At 63.4% G+C, this 19,715-nt stretch carries 17 protein-coding genes and 1 pseudogene; 10 read left to right on the top strand and 8 right to left on the bottom strand.

Annotation, left to right across the window (positions count from 1 at the left end; translation table 11 throughout):
• Positions 1–11: 11 nt before the first annotated feature.
• Genes FJ434_RS22405 through FJ434_RS22395 form a run of 3 tightly spaced genes read left to right on the top strand, consistent with a single transcriptional unit; the run spans position 12 to position 3,444 of the window.
• Positions 12–959, top strand: a complete 948-nt coding sequence (locus FJ434_RS22405) for an ABC transporter permease (RefSeq protein WP_140711370.1) — start codon at positions 12–14, stop codon at positions 957–959.
• On the top strand, positions 956–1,825 hold the full coding sequence (locus FJ434_RS22400; RefSeq protein WP_140751673.1) for an ABC transporter permease: 870 nt from the start codon (positions 956–958) through the stop codon (positions 1,823–1,825). Before FJ434_RS22405 ends, FJ434_RS22400 begins: the two co-directional genes overlap by 4 nt.
• Complete coding sequence (locus FJ434_RS22395) at positions 1,822–3,444, top strand: dipeptide ABC transporter ATP-binding protein (protein WP_140751671.1); 1,623 nt, start codon at positions 1,822–1,824, stop codon at positions 3,442–3,444. Before FJ434_RS22400 ends, FJ434_RS22395 begins: the two co-directional genes overlap by 4 nt.
• 6 nt (positions 3,445–3,450) lie before the next feature.
• Here the strand turns inward: FJ434_RS22395 and FJ434_RS22390 are convergent, their stop codons facing one another.
• Positions 3,451–3,936 carry an NUDIX domain-containing protein gene (locus FJ434_RS22390; RefSeq protein WP_140751669.1) on the bottom strand — a complete coding sequence of 162 codons (486 nt, stop codon included), beginning with the start codon at positions 3,934–3,936 and terminating at the stop codon, positions 3,451–3,453.
• A 44-nt stretch (positions 3,937–3,980) separates the two neighbouring features.
• Positions 3,981–4,412 carry a TerB family tellurite resistance protein gene (locus FJ434_RS22385; protein WP_140711366.1) on the bottom strand — a complete coding sequence of 144 codons (432 nt, stop codon included), beginning with the start codon at positions 4,410–4,412 and terminating at the stop codon, positions 3,981–3,983.
• 118 nt (positions 4,413–4,530) lie between these two features.
• On the opposite strand from FJ434_RS22385, the gene FJ434_RS22380 reads away from it, so the two are divergent.
• The 4 genes and pseudogenes from FJ434_RS22380 (at position 4,531) to FJ434_RS22365 (ending at position 7,009) form a co-directional block, all read left to right on the top strand.
• On the top strand, positions 4,531–5,316 hold the full coding sequence (locus tag FJ434_RS22380; RefSeq protein ID WP_140711365.1) for a TSUP family transporter: 786 nt from the start codon (positions 4,531–4,533) through the stop codon (positions 5,314–5,316).
• 51 nt (positions 5,317–5,367) lie between these two features.
• Positions 5,368–5,538, top strand: coding sequence for a hypothetical protein (locus FJ434_RS22375; RefSeq protein ID WP_140502668.1), 171 nt, complete (start codon positions 5,368–5,370; stop codon positions 5,536–5,538).
• A 104-nt stretch (positions 5,539–5,642) separates the two neighbouring features.
• A complete protein-coding gene (locus FJ434_RS22370; RefSeq protein ID WP_140751667.1) occupies positions 5,643–6,476 on the top strand; it encodes an AraC family transcriptional regulator in 834 nt (277 codons plus the stop codon).
• Between the two features lie 108 nt (positions 6,477–6,584).
• A pseudogene (locus FJ434_RS22365) lies at positions 6,585–7,009 on the top strand (VOC family protein).
• A gap of 9 nt (positions 7,010–7,018) precedes the next feature.
• Here the strand turns inward: FJ434_RS22365 and FJ434_RS22360 are convergent.
• Both FJ434_RS22360 and FJ434_RS22355 read right to left on the bottom strand, forming a co-directional pair.
• On the bottom strand, positions 7,019–8,491 hold the full coding sequence (locus FJ434_RS22360) for a cobyric acid synthase (RefSeq protein ID WP_140751665.1): 1,473 nt from the start codon (positions 8,489–8,491) through the stop codon (positions 7,019–7,021).
• The gene (locus FJ434_RS22355; protein ID WP_140751663.1) at positions 8,491–9,105 is read right to left on the bottom strand and encodes a dimethylsulfonioproprionate lyase family protein; all 615 of its coding nucleotides are present in this window, start codon (positions 9,103–9,105) and stop codon (positions 8,491–8,493) included. Before FJ434_RS22355 ends, FJ434_RS22360 begins: the two co-directional genes overlap by 1 nt.
• Before the next feature lie 144 nt (positions 9,106–9,249).
• Here FJ434_RS22355 and FJ434_RS22350 point away from each other — a divergent pair, with 144 nt between their 5' ends.
• Complete coding sequence (locus FJ434_RS22350) at positions 9,250–10,416, top strand: isobutyryl-CoA dehydrogenase (protein WP_140751662.1); 1,167 nt, start codon at positions 9,250–9,252, stop codon at positions 10,414–10,416.
• A 26-nt stretch (positions 10,417–10,442) separates the two neighbouring features.
• Positions 10,443–11,327, top strand: coding sequence for a 3-hydroxyisobutyrate dehydrogenase (mmsB, locus tag FJ434_RS22345; RefSeq protein WP_140711361.1), 885 nt, complete (start codon positions 10,443–10,445; stop codon positions 11,325–11,327).
• 282 nt (positions 11,328–11,609) lie between these two features.
• Here the strand turns inward: mmsB and FJ434_RS22340 are convergent, their stop codons facing one another.
• The 4 genes from FJ434_RS22340 to FJ434_RS22320 all read right to left on the bottom strand — a co-directional run bounded on the left by FJ434_RS22340 (position 11,610) and on the right by FJ434_RS22320 (position 17,446).
• On the bottom strand, positions 11,610–12,254 hold the full coding sequence (locus FJ434_RS22340; RefSeq protein ID WP_140502660.1) for a cytochrome c oxidase assembly factor Coa1 family protein: 645 nt from the start codon (positions 12,252–12,254) through the stop codon (positions 11,610–11,612).
• A gap of 236 nt (positions 12,255–12,490) precedes the next feature.
• Entirely contained in the window at positions 12,491–13,870 is a 1,380-nt protein-coding gene (locus tag FJ434_RS22335) for an aspartate aminotransferase family protein (protein WP_140751660.1), read from the bottom strand.
• Positions 13,871–14,115: 245 nt separating this feature from the next.
• The gene (locus FJ434_RS22325) at positions 14,116–16,185 is read right to left on the bottom strand and encodes a prolyl oligopeptidase family protein (RefSeq protein ID WP_140751659.1); all 2,070 of its coding nucleotides are present in this window, start codon (positions 16,183–16,185) and stop codon (positions 14,116–14,118) included.
• Positions 16,186–16,285: 100 nt separating this feature from the next.
• Positions 16,286–17,446, bottom strand: coding sequence for an MFS transporter (locus FJ434_RS22320; protein ID WP_140751745.1), 1,161 nt, complete (start codon positions 17,444–17,446; stop codon positions 16,286–16,288).
• A gap of 491 nt (positions 17,447–17,937) precedes the next feature.
• Here FJ434_RS22320 and FJ434_RS22315 point away from each other — a divergent pair, with 491 nt between their 5' ends.
• Complete coding sequence (locus FJ434_RS22315; protein ID WP_140711356.1) at positions 17,938–19,515, top strand: trimethylamine methyltransferase family protein; 1,578 nt, start codon at positions 17,938–17,940, stop codon at positions 19,513–19,515.
• Positions 19,516–19,715 lie beyond the last annotated feature (200 nt).

The following is a 19,715-nucleotide window of genomic DNA, read 5'->3' as shown; positions in this document are numbered from 1 at the left end:
CCTCGCCTTCCATGACAGCCTACCTCCTCAAGCGCCTCGCCATCGCTTTCGCCACGTTGGTGCTTGCCTCGATGGTGGTGTTCGCCGTGCTGGAGATCCTCCCCGGCGATCCCGCGCGGCTGATGCTGGGTATGAATGCCAGCGCCGATCAGGTCGAACTCTTGCGCAACCAGATGGGTCTCAACGCGCCACTTGTCCTGCGCTACCTGCATTGGGTCGGTGGCCTGCTCAGCCTCGATTTCGGCCGCTCCTATACCTATTCGGTGCCGGTCATCGACCTCGTGCGTGAACGGCTCGCCGTCTCGCTGCCGCTGGCGCTGATCGCGCTGGCGCTCTCTACCGTCATCGCCATTCCGGTCGGGCTTTATTCCGCCAGCCGGCGCGGACGGGCCGGCGACACGATTTCAATGGGCGTGGCGCAGCTTGGCGTAGCCGTCCCCAATTTCTGGTTCGCGCTGATGCTGATCTATGTCTTTGCCGTCTGGCTGCGCCTGGTCCCAGCCGGTGGTTTTCCCGGTTGGGGAGCCGGCGCCTGGCCCGCGCTGAAATCGCTGCTGTTGCCGGCGGTAGCGCTTGCCCTGCCACAAGCGGCGATCCTGGCGCGCGTCACCCGCTCGGCGCTGATCGAGGTGCTGAACGAGGACTATATCCGCACCGCCCGCGCCAAGGGCCTGCCCTATCGCGCCGTGCTGTGGCGGCACGCGCTGCGCAACGCCATGATCCCGGTGCTGACCATTCTTGGCCTGCAATTCGCCTTCCTGCTCGCCGGTACCATCATCATCGAGAATGTCTTCTATTTGCCCGGTCTCGGCCGGCTGGTGTTCCAGGCGATCACCCAGCGCGACCTGATCGTCGTCGAAAGCGTGGTCATGCTGCTGGTCGCCGCCGTCATTGTCGTCAATCTCGTCGTCGACCTTTCCTATGCGGCGGTCGATCCTCGCCTGAGGACCCGGCAATGACGCTGCGCATCGACATCCCCGAAGAGACGTTCCGCAGCATCCTGGCCAAGGCGTTTGGGAACGCCGCATTCGTCGCCGGCTTCGTCATCACGGTGCTGATCCTGGCAATGGCCATCGTCTCCTATGCCTGGACACCTTACGATGTGACGAAGCTGGTCATAGCGGACAAGACGCAAGGCCCATCGCTGGCGCATTGGTTCGGCACCGACCATTTCGGCCGCGATATCCTGTCGATGCTCATGATTGGCGCGCGCAATTCGATTGCCGTGGCGCTGGTCGCCGTCGGCATCGGCATGGGGGTCGGCGTGCCGCTTGGCGCCTTCGCCGCGGCGCGCGGCGGCCTCGTCGACGAGGCGCTGATGCGCGTCAACGATCTCGTCTTCGCCTTCCCCGCGCTGCTGTCGGCCATAATGATCACCGCCATTTTCGGGCCGGGCGCCGTCAACGCCATCATCGCCATCGGCATCTTCAACATTCCGGTCTTTGCCCGCGTCGCCCGTGCCGGCGCGCTTGCCGTCTGGCCGCGCGAATTCATCCTTGCCGCGCGCGCCGCCGGTAAGAGCAGCACGCAGATATCGATCGAACATGTGCTGCCCAACATCGCCACGCTACTCCTGGTGCAGGGCACAATCCAGTTCGCGCTGGGTATCCTGGCCGAAGCCGGGCTTTCCTATCTCGGCCTCGGCGCTCAGCCGCCAATGCCGAGCTGGGGCCGCATGCTGTTCGACGCCCAGACGCGCATGGTGGTGGCTCCGTGGATGGCGATCTTCCCCGGCATGGCTATCGTTGTCACCGTGCTCGGCCTGAATCTTCTGGGCGACGGCATCGCCGACATTCTCGACCCGAAATCACGGCGGCGGCGATGAGCCTGCTCGAAGTCGATAATCTGTCGCTGACCATCGGCGACACACAGATCCTGAAGGACATGGAGCTCTCCGTTGCGCCCGGCGAAGTGATGGGGCTGGTCGGCGAATCCGGCTCCGGCAAATCGATGACCGCGCTGACGGTGATGCGGCTCCTGCCCCCTGCCGCACGCCCCACCGGGCGCGTCACATTCGACGGCATCGATATTCTGACGGCGACCGAGGACCAGATGTGTGCCCTGCGCGGCGACGACATCGGCATGGTGTTCCAGGAACCGATGACAGCGCTCAATCCGGTCAAGACGATCGGCGAACAGGTCGCGGAAGGCATACGCTGGCACGCCAAGGCAAGCCGTGCCGATGCCGAGGAGCGCGCGCGAAAAATACTCGACCGCGTTGGTCTGCCCTCGGCAAAGTTCCCGCTGTCGCGCTATCCCCACGAACTGTCAGGCGGCCAGCGCCAGCGCGTCGTCATCGCCATCGCCTGCGCGCTGAAGCCAAAGCTGCTGATCGCCGACGAGCCGACGACGGCGCTCGACGTGGTGCTGCAGGCGCAGATCCTCGACCTCTTGCGCGACCTCGTTGCGGAGAACCGCATGGGCCTGCTGCTGATCTCGCATGATCTCGCTGTCGTGACCGAGATGGCGGACCGCATCACCATCCTGCGCCATGGCGAGGTGATGGAAGCAGGCGACACGGCGCGCACGCTCTCCGGTCAGCTTCATCCCTATACGCGCCAACTGGCGCAGGCTTCGATGCATGTTCCGACGCGCGCCAAGCCTCACCGTGTCGGGACAGACCAATCCTTGCTCCAGGTCGAAAGCGTCACCCGCGATTACCCCGGCCGCCGCATCTCGCTGTTCAGCCGTGCGCCGGCGATTCGCGCCGTCGACGACGTCTCCCTTTCGATGGCGCCGGGCCAGTCGGTGGCACTGGTCGGCCGCTCCGGTTGCGGCAAGTCGACCCTTGCCCGCATGATCCTGGCACTGGACCGGCCGGGTTCGGGCGAGATCCGGTTTCGCGGCGAAGCCATCACCGGCAAGAGCGAAGCCGAGCTGAAGCCGGCCAGGCGCGATATGCAGGTCGTGTTCCAGGATCCCTACGGGTCCTTCGATCCACGCCAGAAGGTCGAAAAACTGGTTGCCGAGCCGCTTCATGTCCTGCAGAAAAAACCGACGCGGGCCGAACGCCGCGAGATGGTGGCGCACGCGCTCCACGAGGTCGGCCTCGACCAACGCGACATGGACAAATACCCGCACGAGTTTTCGGGCGGCCAGCGTCAGCGCCTGTCGATCGCCCGCGCCATCATCACCCGCCCGAAACTGGTGGTCGCCGACGAGCCGGTCTCGGCACTCGATGTCTCGATCCGCGCCCAGATCCTGGACCTGTTCGCCGATCTTAACCAGAAGCTTGGCATCGCCTATCTCTTCATCACCCATGACCTGACCGTCGCCCGCGCCATCACGGACGAAGTGCTGGTTATGCATGACGGCAAGATCGTCGAGCGCGGCAAGACGAGCGAAGTACTCGATCACCCACAATCAGAGGCGGCCAAGGCGCTTGTCGCTGCGGCCCCCGACCTGCACAGGGCAATCGCCCGGCGAATGCAGGAACAGGGTTAGGATATCTCAAATCATCTGGAATTCTCCGGTGGTCTTGAACCGGAGATAGGCCTCGACGCTGCGCGCCATGTTTGGCAGCATCTCAGGCAGGCTGTCGAGCGCGAACCATTCGACGGCGCTACTCTCGTCGTCGGCGACGGCCGCCTCGCCTTCAAAGGCGCGCGTATAAAATATCAACGCGAAGAACTGGGCGCGATCGCCATTCGGAAATTGGACGGTCTCATAGCGTGGGTTACAGCCGAACCCGAACGGCTCGATATCCCTGACGACCAAGCCGGTTTCCTCAAGTACTTCTCGGACCACCACCGCTTCCAGGCCCTCGCCTTCTTCGGCGTTGCCGCCAGGCAGACCCCACAAGCCAAAATCGGTTCGTTTCTGCAGGAGAATGCTGCCGTCTGCGCGTTCAATAACGATACGAGCACCCGGCATCAGCACCAGACGGTCGCCGATCAGCGCGCGCAATTGTCCCAGGTAGCTATCGGCAAAGCTCACACAAACAGCCCCTCGGCGCTGGCGATTGGGTGTCTCACGCAGTGTCAATCTTCCGGCTTCACCACATCGACCGGGCTGATGTCGAGCAAATCGAGCGTGCGGCGGAGCAGCCGCACCTCGGTTTCGGCCAGCTGCGAATCCGCCTTGGCGATCTCCGCCATGTGCTGGGCCAATTGCTTGCGCCGCTCGACGTCGAGATCGCGGAACAGCGCGATCGCCTGCGAGCCGTTGGTCTCGTAGCCGAATTCGTTGAGATATTCGATGACGGCATCGATGCTGCTCTCCGGAATTCCGAAGGCATCCTTGCAGATGCGCCGGAAGGCAACCATCTCGCTCTCGCTCACTGTGCCATCTGCCAGGATCATCCGGAACAGCATCAGCAGTTCCGCCGACAGGACGGGATCGTCCGCGACCTTGCGCACGCCCGGGTCGCCGTCGAAGATCGAGCGTATCTGGTCCAGCAACGCGAATGCCATGAACGGCCCCTTTCCGATTCCTCTTCAATAGAATTAGCGCGGAATCGGCCTTGCGCAAACGGGGTGGTCGTGGTCGAACGCGCGCTATCTCAGCCGACCGGACATCTCGACAGATCAGATGATCGACCTCAGCATCCAGTCCATCGCCATGCTTGCCCTCGCGGCTTTTGCCGCGGGCTTTGTCGATTCGATTGCCGGCGGCGGCGGACTGATCACCATTCCGGCGTTGCTGCTTGCCGGTTTCTCGCCGGTCGAAGCGCTTGGAACCAACAAGCTGCAAGGCATGTTCGGCTCCGGGTCGGCGACGATCCACTATGCCTCGAAAGGCCATGTCGACCTGCGCCGGCAATTGCCATCGGCGCTGCTGGCACTTGCCGGCGGTGCCGTCGGCGCGTTGCTGGCCACGATCGTGCCCGGCGACCTGTTGCGCGCGGCCCTGCCGCTGGTGCTGATTGCCATCGCGCTATATTTCGCGCTCAAGCCCAACATGAACGATGTGGACCGGGCCGAGCGCCTCTCGCCCTTCCTGTTCGGCGTGACCGTGGTGCCGGCCATCGGCTTCTATGATGGCGTGTTCGGTCCGGGCGCCGGTTCCTTCTACATGCTGGCCTTCGTGACGCTCGCCGGCTACGGCGTGCTCAAGGCGACGGCGCACACCAAACTGCTCAATTTCGCCTCCAACATCGGCGGCTTCATCGTCTTTGCCGCCGTCGGCGTCATCTCGTGGAAGATCGGCCTGATGATGGGCGTTGCCCAGTTCCTCGGCGCCCGCGTTGGCGCGAGCTTGGCCATGCGCATCGGCGCCAAGCTGATCAAGCCGCTGCTGGTCATCGTCTGCGTGGCTCTGGCGGTGAAGCTGCTGGCCGATCCGGCCAACCCGCTTCGCGTCATGATTGGTGTGTGATCACGCGCCTGTTACAATATCGCTGTTCGAATCATGTTGGAGGAGCCAGACATGAATCTCAGCGCGCCTACTCAGATTGTTTTCATCATTTCCCTGGTCATCGCCATCATCGGCCTTCTTGCCGCGCTTGGCGTTTTTGCGTTCATTCCGCTCGCATCGGTGTGGATCGTGCTAGTCGCCTACATCGTGCTCGCCGCCGGCTGCCTGATGCGCGGCGCCTGACAAGTTTCCCTCGACAAGCGGGGACCGAGAGCGCCCGGCCAAAGCCGGGCGTTTTTTGATTCCAATGCGGGCTCTGCTAGATTCGCTTGGCGGAAGGATGGCCAATGCCAATCGAGATGCAGCGCCGGAAAGAACAGGATCGCTCCATATCGGGGCTTTTCGAAATGCGCCGGCGGCTTCCCAACCCAGCACTTGACGGCGTTGTCACCGATATCTGCGGTTATCGCGAGACCGCGCCTGGCTATTTCCATAACATCGAATATGCCTCGCTGACCGTGCCGCTGGTGATCAGCTTTGCCGAACCCTTCGCCATCGGGCTTGGCCGAACCCCCGGCGACAACGACCGTTTCGCCAGCTTCGCCGCGGGCCTTTATGCCGGACCGGTGATGATCCAGTCTTTCGGCGGCGCCTGCTGCGTCCAGGTCAACTTCACGCCGCTGGGCGCACGCCGGTTTTTCGGCCGGCCGATGAGTGAATTGGCCGATCGCATGGTAGCCCTCGACGACGTGCTCGGTCTCGAAGGCATCGCCCTGCGCGAAAAGCTTGGCAACGCGCCGGATTGGAACATGCGTTTCGACTTGGCGGAAATGTTCGTCGCCGGCCGGCTGGCCGCTACCCGCGAGACCCCGGCCGAGATCGCCTGGGCTTATGACAGGATCGTCTTTTCGGGCGGCCGCACGCGCATTGCCTCTCTTGCCGAAAAGCTGGGCTGGAGCCGCAAGCATCTTGCCGGGAGATTCACCGACGCCACCGGCATCGGTCCGAAAACCCTGTCGCGCATCGCGCGCTTCAACCGAGCCCTCGGCCTGTCGAGGCAACAGGCGAGCGGCTGGGCCGACATCGCCGCCGATTGCGGCTATGCTGACCAGGCGCATCTGGCCCGCGAGTTCCGCGACCTTGCCGGCGAAACGCCGACCGCACTGTCGATGGGCGTGTAGTTCCGAACAAGCCGCAGCGCACTGGCTGGCAGGTAACATTTCTTCAAGACGCCGGAACGGTCTTCGAACAGACTAGGTTATCGACCAATCCGGATGAAGGAGGCAGCCATGCCCACAACCACAACCAATGAAGCACCCCGGCTCTACCCTGCCCTGCGCTACAGAAACGCGGCGAAGATGATCGACTGGCTGGGCGAAGCCTTCGGCTTCAGCGTCCGTGCCCGCCATGGCGAAGGCGATGTCGTGCATCATGCCGAACTGGTCTTCGGCTCTTCGATGATCATGCTGGGCACGGCGCGCGACGACGATTACGGCAAGAGGTCGGCGAACCCGGTTCAGGCGGCGGCAAGTCGATCTATATCGCCGTCGACGATGCCGACGCCGCCTACGCCAAGGCCAGGAAGGCCGGCGCGACGATCATCCAGGAACTGACGAACCGCGATTACGGCAGCCGCGAATTCATCTGCCGCGATCCCGAAGGCAATGTCTGGTCGTTCGGCACCTACCGGCCGAAAGCAGATGAAAAGGCCTGATTCGGACCTTCAACGTGCCAGCGCGAAAATCGCATCGCAGTCGAGATGGTTCTCCAGCTCGGCCGCGACCTCGTCCAGCGCCCGCTCGACCTCGGCGCGGTAGTCGATGCCGCCGCCCTTGATGCCGAGGCTTTCGAGGAATTTTCCCCGAAAGGCATCGGCGCCGAACAGGCCATGCATGTAAGTGCCGATCACCTTGCCGTCGGCGGAGATCGCACCATCCTCGATGCCGTTGATGATCGCCGACGGCCGCATGGTGTCCGGGCCGGTGGTGCGGCCGAGATGGATCTCGTAGCCCTCGAGCGGCAAGTCGAACGGCACAGAGCGGGCACTGACATTGCGCACCGTCTTTTCCGGCTCCATCACCGTTTCGATATCAAGCAAGCCCAGCCCTTCGGCATCGGTGACGCTGCCTTCGATGCCGTTGGGGTCGCGCACCATTCGGCCTAGCATCTGGAAGCCGCCGCAAATGCCGACGACATGGCCGCCGCGCTTGCGGTGCGCCGCCAAATCCCGGTCCCAGCCATTCTCGCGAAACTTCAGGACATCGCCGATCGTCGACTTGGAGCCGGGAATGACCACCAGCCCGGCATCGGCCGGCAGCTTCTTTCCCGGCGGCACGAACACCACCTCGACCTGCGGTTCGGCCTTGAGCGGGTCGAGATCGTCGAAATTGGCGATGCGGCCAAGCATCGGCACCGCCACCTTCAACGCGCGCGCCTCGCCGGACGCCAGCCGCTCCAGCACCACCGAATCCTCCGATGGCAGCCGCGCCGCCGCCTTCAGCCACGGCACGACGCCAAAACAGCGCCACCCGGTGAATTTCTCGATCGCCTTCAGGCCGTCATCGAACAGCGAAACGTCGCCCCGGAACTTGTTGATAAGGTAGCCGACGATCATGCACCGATCCTCTTCCGGCAGGATCAGATGCGTGCCGGCGACCGAGGCGATGACGCCGCCGCGATCGATGTCGCCGACCAGCACCACCGGCACATCGGCGCGCGTGGCAAAGCCCATATTGGCGATGTCGCGGCTTCTGAGGTTGATTTCGGCAGGCGAGCCGGCGCCCTCGACGATGACCAGGTCGGCACCCTCGCCGACCTTGCCCCAGGACTCCAGTACCGCATCCATCAGCCGGCCCTTCAGCGCCTGGTAGTCGCGCGCCCGCGCTTCGCCGAACACCTTGCCCTGGACGATGATCTGGGCGCCGACATCGGTCTGCGGCTTAAGCAGCACCGGGTTCATATGGACCGACGGCGCAACCCCGCAAGCGATCGCCTGCAGCCATTGCGCACGGCCGATCTCGCCGCCACGGTTGTTGTCACCGGGAATATCGGCAACGGCAGCGTTGTTCGACATGTTCTGCGGCTTGAACGGCCGCACCTTCAGGCCGCGATTCCTGGCGGCGCGGCACAGCCCGGCGACGAGCACCGTCTTGCCGACATCCGAGCCCGTGCCTTGCAGCATGATCGCTTTGGCCATCAGTTCTGGCCCTGCGTCGCATTTCCGGTGATCGTGGACTTCTGCGCCAGCGGCCCGCCGCGCCAGATATAAAGCGCCAGCAGAGGTTCCTTGCCAGTCCGCATGGCGTGATTGACATTGGAGGCATGGTGGACGACCTCGCCGGCTTCACGCGTGCGAAAACCGCCCTCGCCCATGCGCCATTCCGTACGGCCGGTCAGCGGAATGTAGATCTCCTCGGCGACGTGATGATGGTCGGGATACACGATCCCGGGCCCAAGGATCAGCAGCCCGGCCGCAACCTCGTCATTGGCGAAATGGCCGCGCGTGCCGAACATTTCCAGCCAGCCATAATTGTCGATGAAATCTTTCCCGACATCCGCTTCGCCGTAAGTCTGCCCCCAATGGAGGTCGTTGCGCTGCCGTGCCAGCAATTGCACCAGGGGTTTCGCGGCCATCGGCGCCAGCTCAGCCGAGCGATCGAGATGGCGCAGGCAACCAAGCGCATACGGCTCCAGATCGCGGGCCGGCATGTCCCAGCCTATGCGCGCCACGGCCTCGCGCACCAGGGCGTCGTCGACGGAAGCAAGGTAGGCGTGGAACTGTTCCAGCAGTTCGTCGAATTTTGTCGTCACATCTTGCTCCGGACATGCATTGGTGCACAGCCGCTCCGCGGCAGGTCGGGTTGCGCGGCGGCATCATTGGTCTAGATTGGTGCGCGCGCAAAGCCAAAAACGACAGGCCAGCGGGCTAGCTGGCCAATATATAGGGAGCACGCCATGGACGCCGCGGTCGATGCGAGCACCAGCCAGTTCGAACTCAACGAGGAACAGCGCGCCATCCAGGAGATGGCGCAGGCCTTCGCCGCCGATCGCGTTGCGCCGAATGCACTCGACTGGGACCGCAGGAAACACTTCCCCGCCGAGGTCATCCGGGAAACCGGACCGCTCGGCCTCGGCGGCATCTATATCAAGGACGACGTCGGCGGTTCCGCGCTCGGCCGACTCGACGCGGTGCTGATCTTCGAGGCGCTGTCACATGCCGACCCGGCCTTTTCTTCCTTCATCTCGATCCACAACATGGTGGCCTCGATGATCGACCGTTTCGGCAATGAAGAACAGCGCCGGCGTTTCCTGCCGAAGCTCACCTCCATGGAATGGCTGGCGAGCTATTGCCTGACCGAGCCGGGTTCCGGCTCCGATGCCGCTGCATTGAAGACCCGCGCGGTGAAGAGCGGCGGCGACTATGTTCTCAACGGCGCCAAGCAGTTCATCTCCGGCGCCGGCGACAGCGATGTCTACGCCGTCATGGTGCGCACCGGCGCCGACGGCCCGAAAGGCATCTCCACCATTGTCGTGCCCAAGGATGCGCCCGGCCTCTCCTTCGGCGCCAACGAGCACAAGATGGGCTGGCATATGCAGTCGACCCGCCAGGTCATCTTCGAGGATTGCAAGGTGCCGGCGGAGAATCTCCTGTCGGGCGAAGGCGCCGGTTTCGGCATCGCCATGGCCGGGCTCGACGGCGGCCGGCTGAACATCGCGGCCTGTTCGCTGGGCGGCGCGCAGTCGGCGCTCGACAAGGCACTAGCCTACACGGCCGAACGCAAGGCCTTCGGCTCGAAGATCAACCAGTTCCAGGCGCTGCAGTTCAGGCTGGCCGACATGGAGACAGAGTTGCAGGCGGCGCGCATCTTTCTTTATGCGGCTGCCTCCAAACTCGACCGCAAGGCCCCGGATGCCGGCAAATGGTCGGCGATGGCCAAGCGCTTCGTCACCGACACAGGCTTCAACGTCGCCAATGACGCGCTCCAATTGCTCGGCGGCTACGGCTATCTGCATGACTACGGCATCGAGAAGCTGGTGCGCGATCTCAGGGTGCACCAGATCCTCGAAGGTACCAACGAGATCATGCGCGTGATCATCGCGCGCGCGCTGATCGGCCGCTGAAGCCAGCAAACTCCGGGAGAGAGACAATGACGACGACCGCCTTCATCGGCCTCGGCAATATGGGCAATCCGATGGCCGCAAACCTGGTCAAGGCGGGCCATACGGTGCATGGCTTCGATCTGATGCCGGAAAACCTCACCATCGCGCGTGAACATGGCGTCGTTGTCATGGCCAATGCGCTCGCGGCGGTGAAGGATGCCGACGTGGTGATCACCATGCTGCCCGCCGGCAAGCATGTTTTGTCGGTCTATGAGGACATCGCTCCCAAGGCGAAGAAAAATGCCTTGTTCATCGATTCCTCGACCATCGACGTGGACTCGGCACGCAAGGCGCATGCGATTGCCGCGAAGCATGGCCTGCTGTCGATCGATGCGCCGGTTTCGGGGGGCACCGGTGGTGCCACGGCCGGTACATTGACCTTCATGGCCGGGGGATCCGATGGTGCCTTCGCCGCCGCCGAGCCGATCTTGAACCCGATGGCCGGGCGCATCGTCCATTGCGGCAGCGACGGCGCCGGCCAGGCCGCCAAGATCTGCAACAACATGATCCTCGGCATTTCGATGATCGGCGTCGCCGAGGCCTTCGTGCTGGCGGAGAAACTCGGCCTGTCGCATCAGGCGCTGTTCGACGTCGCCTCGACGTCGTCAGGCCAGTGCTGGTCGCTGACCACCTATTGCCCGGTGCCCGGCCCGGTTCCCACTTCGCCCGCCAACAAGGATTACAAGCCGGGATTTGCTGCGGCTCTTATGCTGAAGGACCTGAAATTGTCCCAGGAAGCAGCGCTTGGCGCCGGCGCGGTGACGCCGCTCGGCGCCGAAGCGGCGCAGCTCTATGCCCTGTTCAATGCCCAGGGACATGGCGGCGCGGATTTCTCCGGCATAATTAATTTTCTGCGCGGCAACCCGGCGTAACCGGCGGATCGAATTGACTTTTTTCCGGTCCTTCCAGTCGAAGGGCCGCAAATTTAGATTTGCTTAAGCTCTCGATAACTCCGCGGTAACGATGTCCCTATAAAACGGATTGCGAGGCGGATATATCGCATCCGCCCGGCGCTCCGGATCAGGTCTCGCGTGCCGGAGCCCGTAAGTTTCGCAAGTGTCTTCGTAGCGAAACGCCATGCGTATCTGGCAAAGCCGCGTTCCCGGTGGGGCGCGGTTTTTGCGTTTCCGACCCCTTTATTATCGATGATCCGTCTATATTCCGATCGCGGCGCCCGGGATCGGCACGTGATCTTCATTGGTCAGCACGATCGGCGCATCGACGCCGTCCACGCGGACCACGAGCAGGCGCGTGCTCCAAGTGCCGGCATTGCGAATCAGATGAGAGAAGACGGTGCCCTTGCCCTTGGCGCCGTGGACGGGAATGCTGAACTGGGCATCGCCCGCCCCATTCGCATTGACGTTGAGGTGGCCTCCGATCCAGAATTTGTCGGTCACATCGTCGCCAATGGCGGCCTTCACCCGGGTGTCGGCGCGGACGGCGTCCATGGTCATACGGAAGGCGTCGCTCCCTTTGAGCACGAAGGGGATGCTGCCGACCATGGTCGCACAGCCGCCGATGCTGACCACCCAGACGGCAAGGCCGGCAATCGCCCAATTGCGCTGCGTCTTGCGGAACTGCTCGGCGTCGCGCCAGGCACGGTTCCGCCAGGCCCAGCGGCTGCCGCGCGCGCCGAGCACGAAGATCATGATCAGGTTGACGACGGGGATCAGCGCCAGCAGCGCGATGAAGGTGCTGTTGCCGATGCCCCAAATCCAGTTGAGGAAGAAGGCGCCCCAGTTCCAGCGATCGAGTTCGGCTGGAATTTCAGCCGGCTGGTTGAGCGGTTGTCCGGCCATGTTGTCCCCCATCGATGCGTATGCCGATTGGTTCTAGCGCATGACTTCGACGATGCGCAAAGAAGTTCCGCGACGCCCGCTTCAACCCTTTGTCGAAAGCCGGCGAAAATTTGCCTTCACGGCGCGGCTGGCCGGCTTCAGCGCGGCGCTGATCGACCGTTCGGCCGCGACGCCGTTGAACAGCGACGGCGTGCGGCCAGAAGAGAGCGCCCGATCAACGGACGCCCGGTTCCGTTTTACCGCCTGCGCAGGTCGGCCTGCGCCAGGTCGAGCGCCTTGCCGATGCGCTCACAGGCCATGTCGATGGTGTCGCGGGTCCAGATCAGCGGCGGCGACAGGATCATCGTGTCGCCGGTGGCGCGCAGCATCATGCCATTGGCGATTGCATGATCGCGCACCGTCACCGCGGCACTTCCCGGCGGCAGGAAGCGTTCCTTCGTCGTCTTGTCCTTGACGATCTCGATCGCACCCATCAGGCCGATCGAACGCACCTCGCCGACCAGATCATGCCCGGCGATACGCTCCTGCAAAGCCTTGGCGAAATAGGGTCCGGTGTCGTTCCTGACGCGATCGACCAGGCCTTCCTGTTCGATGATCTCGAGGTTCTTCAGCGCCACGGCGCAGGCCACTGGGTGCCCCGAATAGGTGTAGCCGTGGTTGAACTCGCCGCCCTTCTCGACCAGCGTCGAGGCAATGCGATCGCCAACCAGCAGCGCCGAGAGCGGCTGATAGCCCGATGTCAGCGCCTTGGCCGTGGTGATGGTATCCGGTTCGATGCCGAAGGTCTGGGCCGCGAACCACTCACCTGTCCGGCCATAGCCGGTGATGACCTCGTCCAGCATCAAAAGCACGTCGTATTTGCGGCAGATGCGCTGCACTTCGGGCCAGTAGCTCGCCGGCGGGATCTTGACGCCACCCGCCCCCATCACCGGCTCGCCGATGAAAGCCGCGACCTTGTCGGCGCCAGCCTCGATGATGGCATCCTCGACGGACTTTGCCGCGCGCAGGCCGAAATCGTGATCGCTTTCGCCAGGCAGAGCCAGCTCATAAGCATAGGGCATCATCACATGGACGATATTGGGCACCGCGCCGTTGAGCTGCTTGTGCATGGCATCCATGCCGCCGAGCGAAGTGCCGGCGATGGTCGAACCGTGATAGGCCATCTTGCGCGAGATGACGCGGTTCTTCTCCGGCTTGCCTTCCAGCACCCAATAGTGGCGCACAAGGCGCAACGCGGTGTCGTTGGCCTCCGAACCGGACGAGCCGTAAAACACCTGGTTTACGTTGCGTGGCGCGATCTCGGCGAGCTTTTTCGACAACAGCACCGGCGTCGGCGTCGAACATTTGAAGAAGGAATTGTAGTAAGGCAATTCCTTCATCTGGGCATAGGCGGCCTCGGCCAGTTCGTCACGGCCGTAGCCGATATTGACGCACCACAGGCCGGCCATGCCGTCCAGCAGTTCCGTCCCTTCGGAATCGTAGATGAACGGGCCCTTGGCGTGGGTGATGACGCGCGCGCCGGCCTCACGCAGCTCCTTATGGTCGGTGAACGGATGCAAGTGATGCGCGGCGTCGATCTGCTGAAGCTGCTTCAGCGAATAATTCTGATAGGTCATTGATTTGATCTTTCCTCTGAAATCCTTCCGGCGGTGCCGGGGCGAATTCGTCAGAGGACGGCAGGTGGCGAATAACCAATACGGGCGCACAGCCGCAAAAGCTCGGCGCGCAGCGTGCGTGACGATGGCGTCACCGCGACCCGGAATGCGCGAGCTGATAATCTAGCGAGAGCCATGAAGGCACCTTAGAGCAAAGGACGGTCGAGGTGAACCACCCTTTGCTCAAGTGGCGCCATGGCATGATGTCAGGCTTCGCCGCTCAGCGCCCGCTGCAGGAACACATACTTCATCGCCGTCTGCGCCGCCTGCGGCCGTCGGTCGCCGCGCCCGCCATGACCGCCTTCGGTCTCCTCGAAGAACAGCGTCTTGCCGTGTCCGGCTTCCTGCAGGCGGGCCGCCATCTTGCGCGCATGGCCCGGATGGACCCGGTCGTCCGCGGTCGAGGTGGTCAGCAGCACCGGGGGATAAGCGGCATCCGCCTTGACATGCTGGTAGGGTGAATAGGCGGAAAGCCATTTGGCGTCTTCAGGCTTTGACGGATCGCCATATTCGGCCATCCACGAAGCGCCCGGCGGCAGTTCGGTGTAGCGCAGCATGTCGAGTAGCGGCACATCGATGATGACTGCGCCGAAAAGCTCGGGATGCTGCGTCAGGGAGGCGCCCGTCAGCAGGCCGCCGTTGGAGCCTCCCTGAATGCCAAGCGACGCAGGCGTTGCGATGCCACGCCTGACGACATCCTCAGCCACCGCGGCAAAGTCGTCGAAGCCGGTCTGGCGCTTGCCTTTCAGCGCAGCCTGGTGCCAGGCCGGGCCGAACTCGCCACCGCCGCGAATACAGGCCTGCACATAGGCATTGCCTTTCTCCAGCCACAGCCTGCCGCGCACGCCGGCATAGCCGGGCAACAGCGGCACTTCGAAACCGCCATAGCCGTAGAGCAGCGTCGGCACCGGCCCATTCTGGTCGCGCCGCCTGACGACGAAGTAAGGGATCATCGTGCCATCTTTCGAGCGCGCCTCGAACTGTTCCGAGACAAGCGGCGAGGCATCGAAGCGCGCCGGCTGCGACTTCACGGTGGCGAGCGTCTCGCCATCGTCATCGGACCAGATGATCGAACTCGGCGTCAGGAAATCGGTGAAGGAGAAGGAGACGGTGGAGCCGAAATGCTCGGCATGGCTGATGCCGACAGTGCCGTTTTCGGGCAGCGCGACAGGTTTCAGCGACCAGGCGTCGTCCCTACGCTCGCAAACGAGAACCTTGCCACGCACATTGTCCATCAGGTTGATGAACAGGCGGTCCTGCGTGCGGCTGATACCGGCGATCGAGACGCGATATGCCGGCGCCAGCAACGTCTCGATCGTACCAAAACTGCCGGTTTCGATCCAATACGCGAAATCGATCGAATAAAGCCCGTCCGGCTGGCATGCGGTGCCGTCCGGCGCCGTCCATGGCGTCCGCACTCCAAACACCAGTTGATCCCTAAAGAGCGCGGTGTCGGTGACGTCGTCGGGCAGGGGGATGCGGCGGTTCTCTCCCGAAGGGAGGCGCAGGAAACTGTGCGACGCGAAGAAGTTGAGTGTCCGCGCCAGAAACAGGTGACGCTTCTCGCCATCGAACTCGACCCCGGCGCCAACGGCAAGATCCTCGGTCTTTCCCTCGAAGATCGGCGTCGCCTCTTCCAACCTCGTGCCGCGCTTCCAGAGCTTGACCACACGCGGATATCCGGACTCGGTCTTGTCGGCCTCTTCGAATGCGGCCGAGACGATCACCGTATCCTCGTCCAGCCAGCCGAAGCCCGATTTCGAGGCCGGCGCCTGAAAACCGCCTTCGACGAAGTACTTGGCCGCGATGTCGAACTCGCGCATCGCGCTGGCGTCACCGCCATCGGGCGACATCGAGACCAGGCAGCGATTGAAATCGGGGTAAAGCCTGACAGCGCCGCCGAACACCCACTTTATCCCCTCCTTCGCCGCCAGTTGATCGAAGTCGATGATCGTCTCCCAGTCGGGCTTGTCGGTTTTGTAGGAAGCGATCGTCGTGCGCCGCCACAGGCCGAGCGCATTGTTCTTGTCCTGCCAGAAATTGTAGATATGGCCCGCGATTGCCGCGCCAACCGCGATATTGTCCTCGGCCGTCATCAGGTCGAGTGCCGTCTGGAACGAAACCTGGTAGGATGGATCGCCCTGCAATTCCGCCACCGTGACCTCGTTCTGGCTATGCACCCAGTCGAGCGACTGTTTGCTGGTCCTGTCTTCCAGCCAGAGGAAGGGATCGCCGGCCTTCTGAGAGGGCTGGGCTTTGGTCGTCGAAAAGGTCATGCAGGTCTCCGGGGGATTCTGGGCGGCCTTGCCTACATCGCGTTGGCGGCGCTGACATTCAAGATGCGATATGGTCTTTTGCGGTCTGCATCTCATTGCTTCACAGCACCCGCCGGCGGATGATCGTCGCCAAGGCCAGCGTAGCGCAGATCGCACCAAGCGTGACCGGCAGGCCGACCGCGCCAAACACATCCATCACGCCGCCGGTAAGCGGCGGAACCAGAATGCCGCCGACGCCCCACATCAGGGAGAATGCCGCATTGCCGGCAACCAGCGCCGAGCCGGTAAAGCGCTCGCCAAGCTCGATGATCGACATCGTGTAGATGCCGTAGGACACCGCGCCCCAGACGAACACACAGGGCCAGACCAGCGGGGTTTCGATCAGAACCGGCAGCAGCGCACAACCGAACAGAGTCAGCGAGACGCAGATGAAGCGCACCATGCGGGCCGTCAGCCGCTCGGCCAGCAGGCCAAGCGGCACCTGCATGGCAATGTTGCCGGCAATCATGACCGACAGCAGCGCGGACATGCGAGCCTCCGCGATGCCATGATACGTGCCATAGACAGGCAGCAGAGCCAGCACCGCCTGCTCGAAGCCGGCGGCCACGACCACCGCCGACAGAAGCAGCCAGGCGAGAGGCATGAAACCCATCACCGAAACCTGATGCTCTGCCTCGTCCACCCTGGGCAGCCGCGGCAGAACCGATGCCAGGCAGAAGCCGCAGAGCACGAAGGCGCCAATGCCGACAAGGAACGGCGGCCAGCCTTCCGTGCCGACGGCAAGCAGGCAAAGCGGGCCGGTCGCGAAGCCAGCGGAAATGATCGTCGAATAGAGACCCATGATGCGGCCGCGCCGGGCCGGCGGTGCGAGCGCGATCACCCAGATCTCACTGAGCACATAGAGTGGGTTGGTCACTACGCCGATCAGGAAGCGCAGCGGAAACCAGAGATAGACGTTCTGCGTCCAGCCGATCAGCGCCAGCACGACAGCCGAGAGTGCGGCACAGGTGAGTGCCGTGCGCCCTGCCCCGAACCGCCTTGCCAGGCCAGGTATCAGTGGCGATGACAGGATGAAGCCGACAGGCGTCATTGCCGCCGACAGGCCGATCATCGCCGGCGAGACACCCTGGCGCTGCAGGATGAAGCTCAACAGCGGGTAGGACAGGCCCTGCGCGATGGCGAACACGGACACGGTCGCGATCACACCGGTGATCGCCGCCCACTGCGTCGTCTCGTCGCTTCTCGTGTCCACCAAGTCCATGATCCATAATGCTGTCGTGGTTGCAGACTTAGCGGTTCGGTCAGGCCCGGGTAAGCCCCGCGGCCTGAACCGACGCCCGGCTCCAGCCAAACCCTGCCAGGAGCCTCTGCGGCTGGCCGATCTATAGACAGCGAAGGCGACCAGCAAAGCGTCGAGGGCGACGATCACGGTCGGCAATCCCAGTGGTCCGATCGCTTTTCCCGCTTCGCCTTCGCTCGAGCCGGTTGCGACCATGCTGTCATTCCATGTGACGTGCCGGCTAACCTCCCTGCCGACAGGCCCGACTAGCTACGGGTTCGATCGGCGGAAAGAAAGGGCCGGCAAGCAAGATCCGCTTGCGCCAACGGGTGGATGATCAAGGCGGATGTCGCGTCCACGCAACTGCCGTTCCGGCATGTCGCTTCCCTCGCCCTAGTGGTCGCCGCCTCCGCAATGGCCGGGCGGGCGCCGGTCCATTATGCCGCCCATTATCGCATCCTACGAGGACCATCATGACCGCCGCCCTACAACCCTCAGAGCCGGCTTTGGCGCCCGACCGCGCCCGCCGGGGCGGTCGCGCCGGAAAGCGCGCCGGTGGCTCGGCCGCGTTCGAGCAACCGGCTTTCCGCCAGCTGAAAAATCCGCTGACGCCGACCAAGCTGGTTTCCGAGGACGAGCTGGAATCGATCCACCTCGCTTCCTTGCGAGTGTTGCGCGAAATCGGTGTCGACGTTCTGCACGACGAAGCCCGCAGCATTATGAAGGCGCATGGCGCCGATGTGCGCGAGGGCTCGGAGCGCGTGCGCTTCGACAGCGACATGATCCTGGAGCTGGTGTCGAACTGCCCGTCCGAATTCACCATCCACGCCCGCAACCCTGCCCACAATGTGCGCTTTGGCGGCGACAATCTGATCATCTCGATGATGGCGTCGGCGCCCAATTGCTCCGACATCGATCGTGGCCGCCGGCCGGGCAACCAGCAGGATTATCGCAATTTCCTGCGGCTGGCCCAGATGCACAACATCCTGAATTGCACGGGCGGCTATCCGGTCGAACCGACCGACATCCACCCGTCGGTGCGCCACCTCGAATGCATCCGCGACCTCGCCACGCTGACCGACAAGGTGTTCCACATCTATTCGCTCGGCAAGGAGCGCAATGTCGACGGCATCGAGATCACCCGCATCGCGCGCGGCATCAGCCATGAGCAGTTGCTCACGGAGCCATCCGTCTTCACCATCATCAACACCAATTCGCCGCTCAAGCTCGACGTGCCTATGATGGAAGGCATCATCCAGATGTCGAGCAAGGGCCAGGTCGTCATCGTCACGCCCTTCACCCTGTCGGGGGCGATGGCTCCTGTCACCATCGCCGGCGCGCTGGTGCAGCAGAATGCCGAAGCACTGTCCGGCATTGCCTTCGCCCAGATGGTCAGAAAGGGCGCGCCGGTCGGCTACGGCGGCTTCACCTCCAATGTCGACATGAAGTCCGGTTCGCCGGCCTTCGGCACGCCCGAATACATGAAGGCGCAGCTGGTCGGTGGCCAGCTTGCCCGCCGCTACAACATTCCCTACCGCACCTCCAACACCTGCGCCGCCAACACGGTCGACGCGCAGGCCGCCTATGAAAGCGTGTTCTCGCTGTGGGGCGCCATCCAGGGTGGCGGCAATCTGATGATGCATGCCGCCGGCTGGCTCGAGGGCGGCCTGCGCTGCTCCTACGAGAAGACCATTCTGGATATCGACCTCTTGCAGATGGTGGCCGAATTCCTGACCCCGCTCGACCTCTCCGAAGAGGCGCTCGGCTTCGATGCCATCCAGTCGGTCGGCCCCGGCGGGCACTTCTTCGGCACCCAGCACACGCAGGACCGCTACAAGACCGCCTTCTATTCGCCGATCCTCTCGGACTGGCGCAATTTCGAAACCTGGGCGGAAGCCGGCTCGCCGACGGCGCTGGAAAAGGCCAACAAGGTCTGGAAGGAGCGGCTGGCGTCCTATGACGAGCCTTACATGGATCCCGCCATCCGCGAAGAACTCAACGCCTTCGTCCAGAAACGCACGGCCGAAGGCGGCGCGCCGACCGATTTTTGATCTGTATTGATGAACAGTCGACCCCCACTCCGTCGAGCTTCGCTCGCCACCTCTCCCCCGATCGACGGGGGACAGGAAAGGCGCGAGCTTAGGCCGTCTGGCGCCCTTCCTCTCCCTCCTGAGGGGCCCGTTGCGCAATATTGCGGGAGGCTTGTTGTGAGGATTGAGGGCGGCCATTTTCGTTGCTTTGGAGGCTTTTC

This window comes from Mesorhizobium sp. B2-5-13, from assembly GCF_006440535.1.
In the GTDB taxonomy this organism is placed as follows: Bacteria; Pseudomonadota; Alphaproteobacteria; order Rhizobiales; family Rhizobiaceae; genus Mesorhizobium; species Mesorhizobium salmacidum.
Note: the sequence above shows the minus strand (reverse complement) of the source record. Positions and strands in the feature narration are given on the sequence as shown.